15 protein-coding genes and 2 pseudogenes are annotated in these 16,219 nt (G+C 48.9%); 2 read left to right on the forward strand and 15 right to left on the reverse strand.

The genetic code is table 11. From position 1 onward, the window contains the following. Positions 1–3: 3 nt before the first annotated feature. The 11 genes from hisI to BVJ53_RS08595 form a co-directional block, all read right to left on the reverse strand. The gene (gene hisI / locus BVJ53_RS08545; protein ID WP_129302046.1) at positions 4–327 is read right to left on the reverse strand and encodes a phosphoribosyl-AMP cyclohydrolase; all 324 of its coding nucleotides are present in this window, start codon (positions 325–327) and stop codon (positions 4–6) included. After that, entirely contained in the window at positions 324–1,082 is a 759-nt protein-coding gene (hisF, locus tag BVJ53_RS08550; protein WP_129302047.1) for an imidazole glycerol phosphate synthase subunit HisF, read from the reverse strand. Before hisF ends, hisI begins: the two co-directional genes overlap by 4 nt. Beyond that, positions 1,051–1,800, reverse strand: a complete 750-nt coding sequence (gene hisA, locus BVJ53_RS08555) for a 1-(5-phosphoribosyl)-5-[(5-phosphoribosylamino)methylideneamino]imidazole-4-carboxamide isomerase (protein ID WP_129302048.1) — start codon at positions 1,798–1,800, stop codon at positions 1,051–1,053. The genes hisF and hisA overlap by 32 nt, the downstream gene beginning before the upstream one ends. Next, positions 1,778–2,404: an imidazole glycerol phosphate synthase subunit HisH gene (hisH, locus tag BVJ53_RS08560; protein WP_129302049.1), complete on the reverse strand. Its 627-nt coding sequence runs from the start codon at positions 2,402–2,404 to the stop codon at positions 1,778–1,780. The genes hisA and hisH overlap by 23 nt, the downstream gene beginning before the upstream one ends. Beyond that, positions 2,404–2,988, reverse strand: coding sequence for an imidazoleglycerol-phosphate dehydratase HisB (gene hisB, locus BVJ53_RS08565; RefSeq protein ID WP_129302050.1), 585 nt, complete (start codon positions 2,986–2,988; stop codon positions 2,404–2,406). The genes hisH and hisB overlap by 1 nt, the downstream gene beginning before the upstream one ends. A gap of 41 nt (positions 2,989–3,029) precedes the next feature. Further along, on the reverse strand, positions 3,030–4,310 hold the full coding sequence (gene hisD, locus BVJ53_RS08570; RefSeq protein ID WP_129302051.1) for a histidinol dehydrogenase: 1,281 nt from the start codon (positions 4,308–4,310) through the stop codon (positions 3,030–3,032). A gap of 1 nt (position 4,311) precedes the next feature. Next, positions 4,312–4,941: an ATP phosphoribosyltransferase gene (gene hisG, locus BVJ53_RS08575; RefSeq protein WP_129302052.1), complete on the reverse strand. Its 630-nt coding sequence runs from the start codon at positions 4,939–4,941 to the stop codon at positions 4,312–4,314. Next, positions 4,938–6,086 (reverse strand): ATP phosphoribosyltransferase regulatory subunit, encoded by a 1,149-nt coding sequence (locus BVJ53_RS08580; RefSeq protein ID WP_129302053.1) that lies wholly within the window; start codon positions 6,084–6,086, stop codon positions 4,938–4,940. Before BVJ53_RS08580 ends, hisG begins: the two co-directional genes overlap by 4 nt. Positions 6,087–6,642: 556 nt before the next feature. Next, positions 6,643–7,740, reverse strand: a complete 1,098-nt coding sequence (locus tag BVJ53_RS08585; protein WP_129302131.1) for a pyridoxal phosphate-dependent aminotransferase — start codon at positions 7,738–7,740, stop codon at positions 6,643–6,645. A 297-nt stretch (positions 7,741–8,037) separates the two neighbouring features. After that, positions 8,038–8,598, reverse strand: coding sequence for an NUDIX hydrolase (locus BVJ53_RS08590; RefSeq protein WP_129302054.1), 561 nt, complete (start codon positions 8,596–8,598; stop codon positions 8,038–8,040). Positions 8,599–8,752: 154 nt separating this feature from the next. Continuing rightward, a complete protein-coding gene (locus BVJ53_RS08595; protein ID WP_129302055.1) occupies positions 8,753–9,619 on the reverse strand; it encodes a DegV family protein in 867 nt (288 codons plus the stop codon). Between the two features lie 594 nt (positions 9,620–10,213). On the opposite strand from BVJ53_RS08595, the gene BVJ53_RS08605 reads away from it, so the two are divergent. Both BVJ53_RS08605 and BVJ53_RS08610 read left to right on the forward strand, forming a co-directional pair. Continuing rightward, positions 10,214–11,914 carry an NFACT RNA binding domain-containing protein gene (locus BVJ53_RS08605; RefSeq protein WP_129302056.1) on the forward strand — a complete coding sequence of 567 codons (1,701 nt, stop codon included), beginning with the start codon at positions 10,214–10,216 and terminating at the stop codon, positions 11,912–11,914. A gap of 13 nt (positions 11,915–11,927) precedes the next feature. After that, the gene (locus BVJ53_RS08610) at positions 11,928–12,239 is read left to right on the forward strand and encodes a MazG-like family protein (protein ID WP_129302057.1); all 312 of its coding nucleotides are present in this window, start codon (positions 11,928–11,930) and stop codon (positions 12,237–12,239) included. A 136-nt stretch (positions 12,240–12,375) separates the two neighbouring features. On the opposite strand, the pseudogene BVJ53_RS08615 reads toward BVJ53_RS08610, so the two are convergent. The 4 genes and pseudogenes from BVJ53_RS08615 to BVJ53_RS08630 form a co-directional block, all read right to left on the reverse strand. Continuing rightward, positions 12,376–13,454, reverse strand: a pseudogene (locus BVJ53_RS08615) (PTS sugar transporter subunit IIC). Between the two features lie 544 nt (positions 13,455–13,998). After that, positions 13,999–14,640, reverse strand: a complete 642-nt coding sequence (gene pyrE, locus BVJ53_RS08620; protein ID WP_129302058.1) for an orotate phosphoribosyltransferase — start codon at positions 14,638–14,640, stop codon at positions 13,999–14,001. Next, a pseudogene (gene pyrF / locus BVJ53_RS08625) lies at positions 14,633–15,351 on the reverse strand (orotidine-5'-phosphate decarboxylase). Before pyrF ends, pyrE begins: the two are co-directional and overlap by 8 nt. Beyond that, positions 15,348–16,217 carry a dihydroorotate dehydrogenase gene (locus tag BVJ53_RS08630; RefSeq protein WP_129302059.1) on the reverse strand — a complete coding sequence of 290 codons (870 nt, stop codon included), beginning with the start codon at positions 16,215–16,217 and terminating at the stop codon, positions 15,348–15,350. Before BVJ53_RS08630 ends, pyrF begins: the two are co-directional and overlap by 4 nt. Positions 16,218–16,219 lie beyond the last annotated feature (2 nt).

Genomic DNA, 16,219 nt, shown 5'->3' on the forward strand with positions numbered 1-16,219 from the left:
AGTTCATTCCTTTCTTGCATAAGCCCGATAAAAACAACTCGTGTGTCCGGTGTGGCAGGCAGGACCAGCTGGTAGAACCGATATCAGCAACGTATCCGCATCGCAATCAACCGCAATCGACTGGACTTTTTGGATGTTGCCGCTAGTTTCACCTTTGTGCCACAACGTTTGGCGACTGCGCGACCAAAACCAGGTTTCACCGGTTGCTAGGGTTCTCTCAAAACTTTCGGCATTCATGTACGCAACCATTAAAACCTGTTGGGTCCGTGCGTCTTGAATAACCGTTGTGATCAACCCTGATTCCTTCTTAAAATCAAGTGCTATCATCGAACCGTCACCCTTGCTTGTTTTAAAACTGTTTTGACTTCGGGGATGGTCAATTGACAAAAATGGAAAATTGACGCGGCAAGACCGGCTGAAACGGTGGTCTCTTTGAACAAAATAACGAAATCTTCGGCGGAACCCGCCCCGCCGCTTGCGATAATGGGAACTGTCACCGCGGCACTTAACTGACGATACAAGGCTAAGTCGAAGCCTTCCTGCGTGCCATCGGCGTCCATTGACGTTACCAATAGCTCCCCTGCTCCAGCATCGACTGCCTGTTTGGCCCACTGAATCGCATCAAGATCTACCGGTGCTCGGCCACCATTAATCGTGACCTGATAGCGTTGGCGTTCCGCCTGCCACCGCGTGTCAATGGCAACCACCACTGCTTGGCTGCCGAATGTCTCGGCACCGGCCGTGATGAGTGCGGGCTGCTTCACAGCGGCTGAGTTCAAGGCAATCTTGTCAGCTCCAGCGCGCAACAAGTCGTGCATATCGGCGACTGAGCGAATCCCACCGCCAACCGTGAGTGGCATGAAAACCTGCTCTGCCACTACGGCTACTGTTTGGGTCATTGTTTGGCGGGCGTCAGTCGTGGCAGTAATATCTAGGAAGACAAGTTCATCGGCTCCTTGGGCTTCATAAGCTTTGGCGATGGCAACCGGGTCACCGACATCTTTGAGCTGAGTGAAATGAACGCCTTTTTTAACCCTTCCCTGATCGACATCAAGGCAGGGAATAATCCGTTTGGTCAGCATCGTCATCCTCCAATTCTTTGAGTTTGTTCAGATCAATTGCGCCAGTTTGCCACGCTTTGCCGATAATGGCGGCGTGAATGCCGGCTGCGCGCAAGGCGGTTAAGTCGTCCAACGTCCGAATACCGCCGCTGGCCGCAATGTCGAGCTGGGGCACGGTGTGTTGAAGCGCCCTCAGTAAATCAACATTCGGGCCTTGCATCGTGCCATCCCGGCCAATATCGGTCACGATTACCGTCTGCGCCCCGGTTGTCTGCACCGTTTGCATCACGTCCATGGCGCTTTGCTGAGTCGTAGTCAGCCAGCCGTTTGTGGCAACTTTGCCTGAGCGAACGTCAATGCCAACAACAATTCGCTGTGGTCCAAATTGAGTGACTGCCTGTGCGACTAGATCCGGATCCGTAATGGCGACGGAGCCAAGGACAAGGCGATTGATACCGGCTGTCAGATATTGACCCATCGTTACCAGATTGCGAATACCGCCACCAAGTTCGATAAACGCCGAGGTCTGTTGGCGAATGGCCTTGATGGCAGCTTGATTGATCGGTTGTTGAGCACGAGCGCCATCTAAATCAACCAGGTGTAGATGGGTTAGGCCGGCTGCGTTCAGCCGTGCCACTTGGTCTAGCGGGTCAGCGCTTAAACTGACGCGCTCATAGTCGCCTCGCGTTAAGCGGACGCTTTTGCCGGCTAATAAATCAATCGCTGGATAAAGTTGCATGGTCGGTCATCTCCTTAAAACGCCGCAAGCCGGCAAGTCCAATCGCGCCGCTTTTTTCTGGGTGAAATTGCGTACCGAGAATATTTTGGCGCCGAACGATACTGGTCAGTGGTTGTCCATAATCGGTTGTGGCAAGTGTATACGCGCTTTTTGTCTGGACGTAATAAGAATGGACGAAATAAGTCGCTTGATTGGCAAATCCTGTCGCAAATGGATCGTTTTGGGTCAGCGTGTTGGTGTTCCAGCCCATGTGCGGAATGGAGATGCCTGCTTTAGTCGGAATGGCGACCACTTTTCCCGGGATGAGCTCCAAGCCTTGCGTTTCGCCAAACTCCTCGCTGCGGTCAAATAGCAGCTGCATGCCTAAGCAGATGCCGAGTAACGGTTTACCGGTGGCAGCAAAAGCCTGAATCACCGAAACGAGGTGTCTTTGCTGTAAGGCGTTCATGGCCGTTTTGAAGGCGCCCACGCCTGGCAGAATCAGGCCGTTTGCCGCCATGATAACGGTTGGATCGGCGGAAATCTGATTGTCAATCGCCAAATAGTCAAGCGCTTTTTTAACGTTAAGCGTGTTGCCGGTGTCATAGTCCACGATGACGATCATCAAATCACTCCTTTGGTTGAAGGAATCCCCTCGACTGCTGGATTTTCGGCAACGGCCGCTTGCATGCTGCGACCAAACGCTTTGAATAAAGCCTCAATTTTATGATGGGTATTGCGTCCGTATAAAACGACGGCGTGCAAGTTAAACTCACCGGCAAAGGCAACTGCCTGAAAAAAGTCTTCGGTAACTTCCGTGTCAAAGCCGCCCAGTCGTTGGTTGGTTAACTCGGCATCAAACACCAGGTATGCGCGGCCGGAGAGATCAACGACAACACGGGCCAGTGTCTCATCCATTGGAACAAAGGCGCTACCAAAACGTTCAATCCCCGCTTTGTCACCGAGGGCCTGCTTAAAACAGTTGCCTAAGACAATTCCGGTATCTTCAATCGTGTGATGCGGGTCAACATCTAAGTCGCCTTGGGCTTTGAGCACCAGACCAAAGCGGCCATGTTTGGCAAATGCTTCCAGCATGTGGTCAAAAAAACCAACGCCGGTATCAATGGCAATGCCGCTTTGCTGATCAAGATTAAGACTGACGGTAATCGTGGTTTCTTTGGTTGTACGTGTGATGGTGGCTGTACGCATGGGAAAATCTCCTTTTAGTTGAGTGACACGTTGGCAACGGTTTATCGGGCTGTCCGTTTTAAAATAGCTTCGGCATGACCGTCTAGTCCCTCGGTTCGCGCCAACGTGACAATCGCATCAGCTTGCTGGGCTAGTGCTTGGGAACTGTACTGAATGAATTGCGTTCGTTTTATAAAGTCATAAACCCCTAGAGGTGAGAAAAATCGCGCCGATCCGGCAGTTGGCAAAACATGGTTTGGTCCGGCCACATAATCGCCCACCGGTTCTGCGGCATTTTCGCCAAGGAAAACTGTACCGGCATGCTGAATTTGATTTAAGTAGGTGACCGGATCAGGCAATTGAACTTCCAAGTGTTCCGGAGCAATCGTGTTCATGAGGGTGAATGCAGCATCCGTGTCGTTAACAACAGCGATAAATCCCTCATTCTTGATCGCAGTGCGTGCAATCGCAGCCCGCGGCAACGCTGTCAATTGAACATCGACTTGATCACTGACGGCCTGCGCCAGCTTTTCACTAGTTGTAACGAGCATCGCCCGGGCGTTGGGATCATGTTCTGCTTGCGATAAGAGATCGGCGGCTACCCGGACAGGATCTGCTGAACCATCGGCAATAATTCCGATTTCTGATGGGCCGGCGATCATATCGATGGCCACTGTTCCAAAGACCTGTTTTTTGGCTTCTGCGACATATTGATTGCCTGGGCCCATAATTTTATCGACGTGTGGGATGGTTTCCGTACCGAAAGCCAAAGCCCCGATTGCCTGGGCGCCGCCGACCTGGTAAATTTCGTCAATATCAGCCAATTTGGCAGCGGCCAAAATCACCGGATTAAGGCCCGCTTTTTGCGGCGGTGTCACCATGACAATTTTCTTGACACCTGCAAGTTTGGCCGGAATCGCCGTCATGAGAATCGTTGACGGATAAGCAGCGGTACCCCCGGGAACGTATAAACCAACCGCATCAAGCGGCGTGACTTTTTGGCCGCGAATGATGCCTGGGGATGGACTATCGATGAAGCCATTGCTGATTTCTAACCGGTGGTAACTTGTGATGTTGGTTTTGGCCAGGTTCAGCGCTGCTAATAATTCCGGTGATAAGTTTGTCAAGGCAGCATCAATTGTTGCTTGCGGAACGCGCAGGTCGTTGATTGAAACGTGGTCAAGTTGCTCGCTATAGTTGCGTAAAGCTGTGTCCCCTTGCGCTTTCACGGTTGCCAGAATCTCCTGTACGGTTGTTTGAACCGCAATATTTTGAGTTAGGTTTTGTTGGCGAGCGGCGACTTGTTGTTGGAGTTGGGTTAAAGTACCGGTAAGAATTTTCATGTTAAACCTCCTGAGGACGAACGCGTTGCAGTGCTTGGATGAGTTGGTAAATGGTAGGTTTCTTTTGCTTGAGTGCCAGCCGATTTACCACGAGATGGGTGGATACCGGCGTCAGTGTGGCAAAAGCCTTCAAATGATTTTCGCGTAAGGTCGTCCCGGTTTCAGTGATGTCGACAATCGCATCAGCCATTCCAGTCAACGGTGCAAGCTCAACCGAGCCTTCGATTTTAATCATCTCAACGTCTTCGCCTTGATCCTGAAAATACCGCTGGGCGATGTGTGGATATTTAGTAGCGATTCGTTTGCGATTTGTCTGATGTGGGTCAAAATCAGGAGTTGACGCCAGGATGAATCGGCAACGACCGGTTCTAAGATCCAACATGTCAAATTGTTGGTGACCTTGTTCTTCGAGGATATCCGAACCGACGATGCCAATATCAACAGTGCCACGGTTCAGGTATGTCAAGACATCAGGTGCTTTGACAAGGACAAAATGAAAATCGGGATCATCGGTAAAAAGCAAGCGCCGGTTTTTTTCCTGAAGTGCCGTACAGTTAATGCCGGTAGCGCTGAGCAGCGGTAGCACCTGTGCGGCTGTCCGCCCTTTTGCCAATGCAATGGTTAGGGTCATAACGTGGCCTCCTTGGGGGAAAGATCAATCAAGCGGGCATGGCTGCTTTTTGCCAATACCTGTGCTTCGGCAAGTGAATCAACGAGACAAAGCCGGGCATTTGGCGATGTGGCGACAACTGCTGCTGTTTCCTGCCATTGGGAAGGTAAGCCATAGACAAAAGTCTGCGGCGATGCGGTCGGTTCTTGAACGGTGTCTGTTAAGGCATCAACATCAAATGCCAATCCGACTGCCGGAAGCAGATCGCGTTGAAAGCTGGCCATGAGCCGGTCATAGCGCCCGCCGCTAAACAGATATTCGCGCCGATTAGGGACGTAAGCGTGGAAGAAAATGCCGGTGTAATAAGATTGCGGCGGCTGGCTGGTTAAATCCAGTGTGACGGTAAGATTCGAAAATTGGTCCCTTAAGAAATCGACTGTCGTTTGAAGACGCGCTACCTGCTCTCTCACAAAAGCAGGAGGCAATAATTGTTTTAATTGTTCGAAAACGCTCTCAGCCGGGCCGAACAACCAAGGCCACTGTTTTAAGAACGGATACAGTGCATTGGCGGCCAGAGGTTCAGTCAATCGTTCGTAGTCACTAAGATTCTTCGTGAAAAAGGCTTTCTTCAGTGCTGCTTTAGTCACAGGATCCAACGCCAAAGTTTGTAGAACTTGCGGAACAAAGCGAGCATCAGAAAGTTCCAGCGTTAAATCGGCAACCTTCAAATCATCACAAATGCGGATGGCTTCGCTTAAACATGCCCATTCAGCTTTCAAAGATGCGTAACCGATTAATTCAATGCCAGCTTGCGTGATTTGGTTGTAAGTGCCACTCAGGCTTTTTCTAACCCGGAAAATATCGCCGACATACCACCAGTGAACCGGCGGCTGAATATTGGTGGTGCTTAATAAGCGCGCTAATGGCAACGTCAAATCTGGCCGCATCACAACTGTCTCTCCTGCGTCGTCTAACATCTGATAAGGTTGTTCACCCGTGACGGTTAGCGGCTGAAAAACATCACGGTATTCCAACAAGGGTGTTTTGACCCGATCGAATCCTGCATCGATAAAATGTCGGCTCATGATTTGAATAAGATTTTCTTTACGGATAGCGCGCGGCCCAAATTCGTCGCGGGTGCCAACAGGCAAATGGCGATTTGACATGACGGTGCTCCTTTCGCTAGTACGGGTTTTGGGTATGAAGTTGTTGGGCGGTTTTTTCAGGTGACTGTTCTATTGTGGGTAAATAGACGGTTGAAGTTTGCTTTCTATAACGCGTTCCTGCTCGCGCTCAATAAAAAAGCCCTCGAAAACGTAAAAACGTTTTCGAGGGCGACTGGTGATCGCGGTACCACCTCAATTTTGTTTGGACCTCACGACCCAAACCTCACCTACCAGCCGCAAGTCGGCTTGCGCGAACTGTGACTGGCAGCGGTGATAACGCAACAGGTGCGTGACAGCCTACTTGGTTCAGCCATCAAGTTCTTAGATGTGTGTTCGGCTGGTCGATCGCACCTTTTCAGCAATGGGCGCTCTCTTGGGATCGGTGGCAACTTACTTGGTCTAATCACAACTTCATGTTTGTTAATGTGACTCTAATCATAACGACCTTTAGAAAAATGTCAACAGCTTTTTTAAAAACAACTGAATCGAGTGCGTCAATTTTCGGCTATTCGTTTTTTAATTCAGACGCAAAGACGATGACGGATATTCAAAATCATCACTTTACCAGCGGGGATGCCGTTTTCAAAAAATCAAGCAACAATCCTTGCACTTCTGCATCCTGCTTTGGTGTCCCAAAACTTTGTCGAATCCATCCGGGGACCATACTGTCGCGCACCAGGTAGCCGTGCTGCTTTAAGAAAGCGCCTAATGCCAGTGGTTGTGCCACTTGGTACAGCATAAAGTTGGTCTGGGTGGCGTAATGTCGAATGTGGTGGTGATCGAAGAATGTTGTCCATTGCTGGCGCGCCGCAAATAATTGGCGTTTAACCTTTTGGGTAAAGGCTACATCTTCCCATGCTGCCAACGCGGCCGTCTGACTGAGACCACTAATGTTATAAGGCAGGCGGACGTTTTGCATTTTGGGAATGAGCGCCTTGGGAACGATGCTAAAGCCGACGCGGAAATTAGCAAGGCCAAAAAGCTTAGAAAAGGTGCGCATCACCAATAAATTGGCGAATGCTGTGATGAGCGGCAGCACTGAAGGATTAATGACCTGATCAACAAAGTCAATATAAGCTTCATCCACGACAACCAGAATTTCCGGCGGCACCTGTGCCATGAACTCAGCAATTTCAGTGACTGACAAGTAGGTTCCGGTGGGATTGTTTGGATTGCATAACCAAATGACTTTTGTTTTCGCCGTGATGCCTGCTAGCAGTGCTTGAAGATCAATGCGTCCTGTGGCCTCGTCGACCGGTGCATTAACCGTTACGGCACCGGCAATCGCTGCTTGCAGCTGATACTCCGGATAAGCCGGCCATGGCTGAAGACTCTCATCGCCAATGTCAAGGAAGGTTCGACAAATCAAGGCGATCATTTCATCCAATCCGCTTGAGAAAAGCAATTGATCGGCAGGCAGGTGCAACCGCTCAGCCACGGCAGTTCGCAGCGGCATAGCATCCGGATCAGGGTAACTGCGGGCCTGCGAAAAAGCCCAGTCGGCAATGGCTTTTTGTACTTTAGGTGAAGTGCCGACCGGATTTTCATTAAAAGATAAACGTGTCATTTTTGCTAAACCTGCCGCTTTTGCGATTCTTTCCGGAGTGCTGTCCGATACATAATCCGGCAACCCAGCGATACTTTTGCGCAACATCATGCCACCTGCTTTCTTAATTGCCTTAGAGTTTACCCGCATTTGGGCAGAATGTAAATATAAAATGCATAAATATTCATAAACACAGGCAGAACGTAATTTTGGATTTCTTGTTTCAAACTTTTAAATGTTATTCATACTTTCTAAACATAAAAGATACTGAAGCTTTCTACGTCACCTGATTAGATGCTAGCCGTTAGTATTATTTTTATGCCCTCCTTTTTCCCACACCAAACAGGCACTAAAAGACGGAATTTCGTCCTTCAGTGCCTGTTTGGCGTCATATTCAACAAATCTTCAACTCTTGGCGATAAAGGCTAAGTAGTAAGTCACTGCCGCAACGGTTTGGGCCGAGTTAATCTTGCCCGCCTTGACACCGGCGACCAACTCGGAAAATGGCACAATTCGGCTAGTGACAAATTCATCCTTATCGAAATCCTGTGACGTTTTGGCAGCTAAGTTGATTTTAGCCAGCACAAGATTGACTGTTTCATCGGTCATCCCTTCGCTGGAACGCACCGCAGTCAGCCACTGCAGATCATGGGTCAGATACCCTGTTTCCTCGTGCAGTTCCCTGCTTGCCGCCGTTTGCCAATCTTCACCGGGATCAATTAATCCGGCAGGCAGTCCAAAAACCTCGCTGTTGGTTGCCACCCGGTATTCCCGATTGACTAGCACCCGTCCATCGTCCGTTAGTGCTAACATTGCAACCGCATTGGGGTGACGAATCAAATCACGTTCGACAGTCAGTCCATCCGGTGTGTTGATCTTTTGCGTAACAACATCGAAAATCGGGCCATGATAATGCGGTGTTTCACTTAAAATTTTTCCTTTTGCTAAAGGTAGGTCAAAAAACATGCGAAAATCCTCCTTCAATAACGCGCTCGCAGTTGCCGAAATCTACGCGTAAGGCCCGCCCCAGCCATTTCGGACAGATGCCACTTACACTTCGTTTTCTAAATGCTCCTGTTCACACTCAAATCAAAAAAGCCGCGCTTGAACGCGACTTTGCTTAAGCTTTGGTAAAATCTTTCATCCATGCCAAGGCGATGGCTTTTTCACCAAGATGAGTGCCGACAACCGGTCCAAAATAGGAAAGTTCAAACGGGACATTCGGAAATTTCTGTTGGAGGTCCGTTAACCAGCGTTGCGCTTCTTCTGGGTCGTTAGCATGAATCACCACGGCGCGAATCGGATAATCCACTCGCTCGAGTTCTTGCTGGAATAATGTCTCAACCCTTGCGTAAGCCTTTTTGATGGAACGGATTTTCTCGATGGCGACGATTTTGTGTGAGTGATCATCAAACGTCAATAATGGCTTGATTTTGAGCATACCACCGATGAAAGCTGAAGCATTGCTTAGCCGGCCACCGCGGACGAGGTTCTGCAAGTCGTTGACAATGAAGTATTCGCCCATGGTGCTACGCAGATCATCCAACCGTGCCAAAATAGCTTTCGGATCCTTACCGGCCTCAGCCATTTGCGCTGCTGCTAGAACCAACCAGCCCATTAGAATAACGGTAACTTGGGAATCGTAAACATAAACCTTCGCGCCATGAACTTCATCAACGGCACCCTTTAAGGTATTAACAAAGCCGGAAATCGTGCTGGCAAGGTGAATGCTGATAATGGTGTCATAGCCTTCATTGGCAAGATTTTCATAAAGCTTCAACATCTCACCCAATGGCGGTTGCGTGGTGCTCGGAAATGTTTTTGCAGTTTTTAGTTTGGCGTAGAATTCCTCTGTGGTAATATCCTTACCTTCGTCATAGACTGCACCGTCAAGAATGACCGGAATCGGCACCACGGTAATATGATGTTTGTCGATTTCGGCTTGCGGCAGATAACAGGTACTATCCGTCACGATAGCAATTTTCATACAGACACCCACTTTTTCAAAAATGATTGTCTACATCATACCATAAAATGCTAGGATCAAGCAGAAACACCCGAGACGCTTGTTATCTAAATTTGATGCTGGATGGTTCGACTGTTCTTCTGATGCTACCTCTCAACACTAACTATGCTATATTTTGAGCATAGACAATTCTGAGGAGGGCCTTGCAATGACGACTTCAAAGTATACCACATTGGCAGTGGCCAAAATGGCCAGTAAGCACCAGATCACAATTCCCAAGGCCGTTCGTGAAAAACTGTGATTGAGCGATCATGATAAGCTTGTTTTTCAGTTGACTGATCATGGACAAGTTATGATCTATAAAGAGCCAAAATCGGATCTGTGGTCGATCATTTGCGAACAGGAGGCGGTACACGGGAGTATTGATACACCTGAGCCTGATTGGGGGAAAGATGTTGGGGCAGAGTTGATCGATGACTGAAATAGGAGTTTTCACTAGAGCGACGTCATTTTTGTTAATCTTGATCTTACTAAAGGTCGCAAATCTCTCGCTCTTCCATAAACGTCTTAAAACCGGTAAAATGATTGGGACAATTGGAAAGCGAGCGGATTAACATGTCTTTTGATGGAATCTTTACTCATGCCATGGCTCAAGAGCTTAACGGAATCTTAAGCGGCGGCCGTGTTGCTAAAATTCAACAGCCTTATGAAAACGAAGTCGTGATAACCATTCGCGCGGGACGTAAGAATCATCCTCTGCTGCTTTCGGCTAATCCGCAGTATGCGCGGGTACAAATTACCCACATTCCCTTTACGAATCCCGATGTTCCCGCTACCTTTACCATGACGCTGCGCAAGTATTTTAACGCCGCAACATTAACAGCAGTTCACCAAGTACAAAACGATCGCGTGCTGCATTTTGAATTCTCAACGCGCGATGAACTGGGTGATGAGTTGGGACTGCGTTTGATTATCGAGATGATGGGCCGACACAGTAATATTTTTTTGGTTAGCAAGCGAACCGGAAAAATCATTGATTTAATTCGCCATGTCTCGGCTGACCAGAATCGCTATCGCCCGTTGATGCCCGGCGCGCCGTATGTGGAGCCGCCAAAACAGGACAAAATCAATCCGTTTGATGATCCGGATCGGCTTTACCACGAACTTGAACGTCAAGTGACGCCAATGCTCAGCCGCGCTGCCTTGATTCAGCAACATTATCAAGGGCTAGCCAAGGATTCTGCTGCGGAACTAGCTCTGCGCCTCAATCAAGGCGATGCTGGGTGGGATGGTTTTTTCAAGGAACTTGCAACGCCAGCGCCGACCATTACGACGCAAGGCAAAAAAGCGGTTTTCACAGCAATTCCCTATCAATCGTTATTAGGTGATCAGCAGCACTACCCTACTTTGAGCACCATGCTCGACGCTTACTACGAGCAAAAGGCCGAGCACGACCGCGTCTTACAACAAGGCGGTAACCTGATTCACGTCATCAAAAACGTCATCGACAAAGACCGCAAAAAACAGCGTAAGTTGAGACGCACGCTGGAGGAAACGGAGAAGGCTGATGATTACCGCATTCGTGGCGAAATTCTGACGACTTATCTGAGTCGGGTTGAGCGCGGCATGACGAGCATTGAGTTGCCGAATTTTTACAATGATAACAAACCGATTAAGATTAATCTCTCGAATCAGCTTACCCCATCGCGCAATGCCCAGAAATATTTTGCTAAATATACCAAGTTGCGTAATGCCGTAGCTCACGTGAACGAGCAAATGCGGGAAAATCAGGAAGAACTCGATTATCTGGAAGGCATTATGGCTCAGATTAATGTGGCCAGCCCCAAAGATTTAGCCGATATTCGTCTTGAGCTGCAGCAGCAAGGCTACTTGCGGCAGCAAAAGCAGAAAAAAGGTAACAAACGCCAGAAAGTCTCCAAACCGGATCAGTTTTATGCCAGTGATGGTACTAAAATCTGGGTAGGTAAAAATAACCTGCAAAATGACCAACTGACTTTGCATACGGCCAAGAAAACCGATATTTGGCTACATGTCAAAGATATTCCCGGTTCGCACGTCATTATCGACAGCCATAAGCCCAGTGATAAAACGCTGCTAGAGGCGGCTAACCTGGCTGCATATTTTTCTAAAGCCCGGGAAAGTGCCAATGTTCCAGTTGATTGGATTGAAGTGAAGAAAATTCGTAAACCCAATGGCGCCAAACCCGGCTTTGTTGTTTATGAAGGTCAAAAAACGGTGAGCGTCACGCCAGATGCTGAATTAGTCGACAAGCTGCGCACCCCGCCGACAAAATAGGAGCGGATTTTACATGACGAAAACATCAGCACAAATCAGTCGACCGATTCAGGAGCACATTATGGCCAACAAAGTTAAACATGGCTGGAACACGACCGATACCAATTTTGAAATGCTGCTTGCCTATCACGAAATGGCTGAACTAACCACAGCATTGCTCAAGCGCGATCAAGACAACATCGCTGAGGAATTGGCTGATGTCACCATTTATCTGCTCGGCATCGCTGAAATCAAGGGAATCGATTTGGCTGCGGCAGTTAATACTAAAGTCGCCATCAATGACCATCGCGTTTACGACGCGCAAGGCCATAAGCATCTTGAATGAAGCAGTGCCTAGTCAGAATTGAAACTGCTCGATCATGTTCTATGGCCAATAAAAAATGACCAAAGATGCCCGTTTGCGATTGGGGATGTTTGGTCATTTTTGTTGACTATTTTTGGCTCTCTAGGGCTCGTCTTTACTAGCCCAAAAATTTGAAAACAATTCGGCTGTCGAACAATTTTAGCATCTTTTCAAATAACACTTTGCTTAGCAATGCCGCCGCTGCGGGAATGACAAGCCAGCAAAGGAGTACAAGCGGAATCGCCAACCCTGCGTCCATGGCAGCAAGCGGGCCGACCATTCCGACGATTCCGAAACCGGCGGACTGCGGGGTGCCGCTGATTGACAATAAGGCGACAGGGATCGCAGAGATAATGGCCGTGAACAAACATGGCAGCAAGATAATCGGATGTTTAAACAGGTTTGGCATCATGATTTTCATGCCGCCTAGTGCAATGGCAATTGTGACGCCGGATTTATTGACGTTCCAAGAGTAGACCACGAGTGCAATGGCAGTTGCGGCAACGCCCATTGCCGAAGCTCCTGCCGAAACGCCGTGAAGTTGAATTGCCAGACCGATGGCAACAGTTGAAATTGGACTGACAATTAAGATGGCAAAAGAGCAGCAGATTAGAACGGCCATGAGAATCGGTTGGAAAGTGGTGAAGCTATTGATGACATCGCCAATGGCCGTTGTAAAAGCAGCAATGAATGGCAATAACAATACCCCAATATAGCGACGCCACAGCCGACTAAGATTGGCATGGCAATGACTGCCGTTGAGCCAAAACGATCTTTGATCCATAGCAAGGCCAAGACAGCGATTGATGCCGTGATCATGGTATTGATCAAGTCGCCAGTCCCGGCACCGACATAAGCTTTCATTGCGGGATTGAATTTCACGACACCTGAGCCAACAAACGCCGCCCCTGCCGTTACCATCATCTGCAAAGGCTTCAGTTCAAATTGCAGCGCGATTAGGCCGCCAATAATTAAGGGGGTGGCAATTTGGAAAATGGCTGCAACTTGCGTCAAAGTTACTGCAAACGTGTTCGTTCCAAAATACTTGAGAATGCCAGACAAAACCGCATTTGGAATCAGTCCGATAATGACCCCTAGTGCTGTTCCGGATAAAACCTTATTGATAAAAGCCGTCATCGTCATACTGATTGCTTGAGCAGTCGTCGCTTGAGGTGTAGATTTCCTCTCTCCTTGCATCGGTGCATCAGCACGTGTTTCGACTGCAGCTGACAAGCCTTTTGTTGGATCTCCTGCCATTGAACTTCCCCCTTAATAAGAATGTAATGAGAATATTAACAGAAGATGTGTGGGCAAGTCCAGCCTTAGATTAAAGTTTATTAATGAGATTTTTCTGTTGTACATCAGCTGATAACGTAGTGGTCACAATGGCGAATGGTGGACGCAAAAGGCGACTTTTTAGCATCGATATGTGAATCCTAAAACAAGAACAGTTCCCCTTTTTTTCCGATTTTATAGGGTATATTTGGCACTAACTGAGACACCTTAAATATGCTTGTGATTCATCGATCGTTAGTGGAGATGTTTTTTTAATGTGAAACAGTTATCTTGCTCAGCTATTCAAAGACCCAATTTTTATTGCATCGTTAAAGTCGGCGTACGTAGATTGGCAAAATCCTCGCCTTCCAGCTGAAAATAGTTCAAAAAAAGGCCCTGTCAGTCATGTTGACAATCAACATGACTGACAGAGCCTTTGCGGATTAATGAGCTTGATGGCTAGCCATTATTGGAATCGATCGCCCCACTTTGCCGGATCCTCACGCCACTGATGTAAGGAAGCTAGTTGCTGGGTCGTAATAGCGCCTTGGGCTTCAGCCGTTTGAATGAGCGCCGTATAATTGGTCAGCGTAAAGAATGGCAAGCCGGCTTTGGCGAAGTTAGCGGTCACCGCCGCCAGCTGGTAACTGAAGATTGCTGCGACACCAAGAACGTTGGCGCCATCTTTTTGCGCTGCCGCCACGGCACTGAGCACTGAACCACCCGTCGATAGCAGGTCATCAATGACGACTAGTTTTGCATTTTCAGGAAGGTGACCTTCGATTTGTCGCCCCTGCCCGTGGTCTTTAGGCTTACTCCGAATGTAAACCAGTGGTAAGTTGAGCAGATTGGCGACTAAGGCAGCATGTGGAATGCCGGCAGTTGCCACCCCACCGATGGCTGTCACGTCTGGGTAATGGGCCACAATTTCCTGGGCCAAGCCGGACGCAATTTTGCTACGAACATCCGGATATCCGATGGTGAGACGATTATCGGTATAAATCGGACTTTTTAATCCGCTTGCCCAGGTAAACGGTTCTTCGGGACGTAATGTGACAGCCTTAATGCGGAGCAAATCGCTCGCAATTTGGTTTTCTAATTTAGTCATGTGCTGTTTCCCACGCTTTCTTAATCGCTTGATAGGCTTCAACTGGATCAGGTGCCTGTGTGATCGGGCGGCCGACAACAATGGCCGAACTGCCTAAGCGTTTGGCGCGCCTGGTGAGACAACCCGTTTTTGGTCGCCGATTGCCGCACCTTGTGGCCGAATTCCCGGTGTGACGACAAGAAACTCAGGTTTAGTCACACTGCGGATCAATGGCGTTTCCAAGGCGCTGGCAACAACGCCGTCTGCATCACTGGCCTGAGCGATGGCTGCTAAGTGCTGAACTGCCTGATTAAGCGGCACATCGATAGACAACTGGTTTTCCAACATGGTCTGATCGGTTGAGGTCAGGTGGGTAATGGCGAGCATTTTAGGCGCCGGATGATTCGCAGCTTTGGCACCTGCCAACAAGCCACGCTTAGCTGCCAGCATCATTTCCTTACCGCCGGCTGCGTGCACCGTTGTCAGCGCCACGCCTAATTTACCTAATTGCCAGGCCGCCTCTTCAACGGTATTTGGAATATCATGCAACTTTAGGTCGAGAAAGATATCAACCGGGTGTGCCGCCTGAATGGCAGTAATAATCGCCGGTCCTTCGGCATAGAAAAGTTCCATCCCGATTTTGACGAAAAGCCGTTCATCTTTGGGAAAACGCGCCAAAAAATCAAGCGTAGTCGCCTGATCTTTAAAGTCGAGTGCAATGATAGGTGTCATACCGCCTGTCCTTCCTGAATGCGTGCAAATGCTGCGGCAATTTTAGGAATTGCCTTTTCTTCATAGTAATTGGCCGAACCGATTGCAACTGCCTGAGCGCCCGCGGCTAACATTTCGGCAGCATCGTGACCGGAGCTGACCCCGCCCATGCCGATAATCGGAACATGAACGGCGTGAGAAACCTGATAAACCAGATGCAGCGCTATCGGTAGAATGGCCGGGCCGGAAACGCCGCCGGTCACATTGTCCAAAACCGGTTGGCCCGTGTGAATGTCCAAGCGCATGCCCACAAGCGTATTAATCAAGGAGATGCCGTCTGCACCCGCAGTTTCAACTGCTTTGGCAATCACGGTGATGTCGGTGACATTAGGCGTAAGTTTGACGAAAATCGGGACCGAACTCACTGCCTTGACAGCGCGCGTCACGTCAGCAGCTACAGCCGGATCCGTACCAAACGCCATGCCGCCTTGTTTTACATTTGGACAGGAAATATTAACTTCCAGTGCTTTGACATTTGGTGCGGCGCTCAGCTTTTTGGCAACCGCTGCATATTCGGCAACATCAGTACCGGCAATGCTTGCGATGATTGGCAGATCAGGATAGTGCTGAGCTAACCAGGGCAACTTTTCGTGTAAAACGACGTCGCTCCCCGGATTTTTCAATCCGACCGCATTCAACGTGCTGCTTGGCCCGTCAGCAAAAATTTTTCCTTGATTGCCGGTGCGCGGCATGAGCGTAGTTGATTTGGTCACCAGTGCGCCCAGCTCATTTAAGTCATATTGTTTGGCATAATGTTCGCCAAAACCAAATGTCCCACTGGCTGGCATGAACGGATTTTTCATGGTAAAGCCGGGTAATTGAATCATAT

Origin of the sequence: Lacticaseibacillus chiayiensis (assembly GCF_004123795.1) — a bacterium.
In the GTDB taxonomy this organism is placed as follows: Bacteria; Bacillota; Bacilli; order Lactobacillales; family Lactobacillaceae; genus Lacticaseibacillus; species Lacticaseibacillus chiayiensis.

Coding starts and splice junctions, on each gene's coding strand:
- hisI (WP_129302046.1), bottom strand. CDS start 327: ATGATAGCACTTGATTTTAAGAAGGAATCAGGGTTGATCACAACGGTT.
- hisF (WP_129302047.1), bottom strand. CDS start 1,082: ATGCTGACCAAACGGATTATTCCCTGCCTTGATGTCGATCAGGGAAGG.
- hisA (WP_129302048.1), bottom strand. CDS start 1,800: ATGCAACTTTATCCAGCGATTGATTTATTAGCCGGCAAAAGCGTCCGC.
- hisH (WP_129302049.1), bottom strand. CDS start 2,404: ATGATCGTCATCGTGGACTATGACACCGGCAACACGCTTAACGTTAAA.
- hisB (WP_129302050.1), bottom strand. CDS start 2,988: ATGCGTACAGCCACCATCACACGTACAACCAAAGAAACCACGATTACC.
- hisD (WP_129302051.1), bottom strand. CDS start 4,310: ATGAAAATTCTTACCGGTACTTTAACCCAACTCCAACAACAAGTCGCC.
- hisG (WP_129302052.1), bottom strand. CDS start 4,941: ATGACCCTAACCATTGCATTGGCAAAAGGGCGGACAGCCGCACAGGTG.
- BVJ53_RS08580 (WP_129302053.1), bottom strand. CDS start 6,086: ATGTCAAATCGCCATTTGCCTGTTGGCACCCGCGACGAATTTGGGCCG.
- BVJ53_RS08585 (WP_129302131.1), bottom strand. CDS start 7,740: ATGTTGCGCAAAAGTATCGCTGGGTTGCCGGATTATGTATCGGACAGC.
- BVJ53_RS08590 (WP_129302054.1), bottom strand. CDS start 8,598: ATGTTTTTTGACCTACCTTTAGCAAAAGGAAAAATTTTAAGTGAAACA.
- BVJ53_RS08595 (WP_129302055.1), bottom strand. CDS start 9,619: ATGAAAATTGCTATCGTGACGGATAGTACCTGTTATCTGCCGCAAGCC.
- BVJ53_RS08605 (WP_129302056.1), top strand. CDS start 10,214: ATGTCTTTTGATGGAATCTTTACTCATGCCATGGCTCAAGAGCTTAAC.
- BVJ53_RS08610 (WP_129302057.1), top strand. CDS start 11,928: ATGACGAAAACATCAGCACAAATCAGTCGACCGATTCAGGAGCACATT.
- pyrE (WP_129302058.1), bottom strand. CDS start 14,640: ATGACTAAATTAGAAAACCAAATTGCGAGCGATTTGCTCCGCATTAAG.
- BVJ53_RS08630 (WP_129302059.1), bottom strand. CDS start 16,217: ATGATTCAATTACCCGGCTTTACCATGAAAAATCCGTTCATGCCAGCC.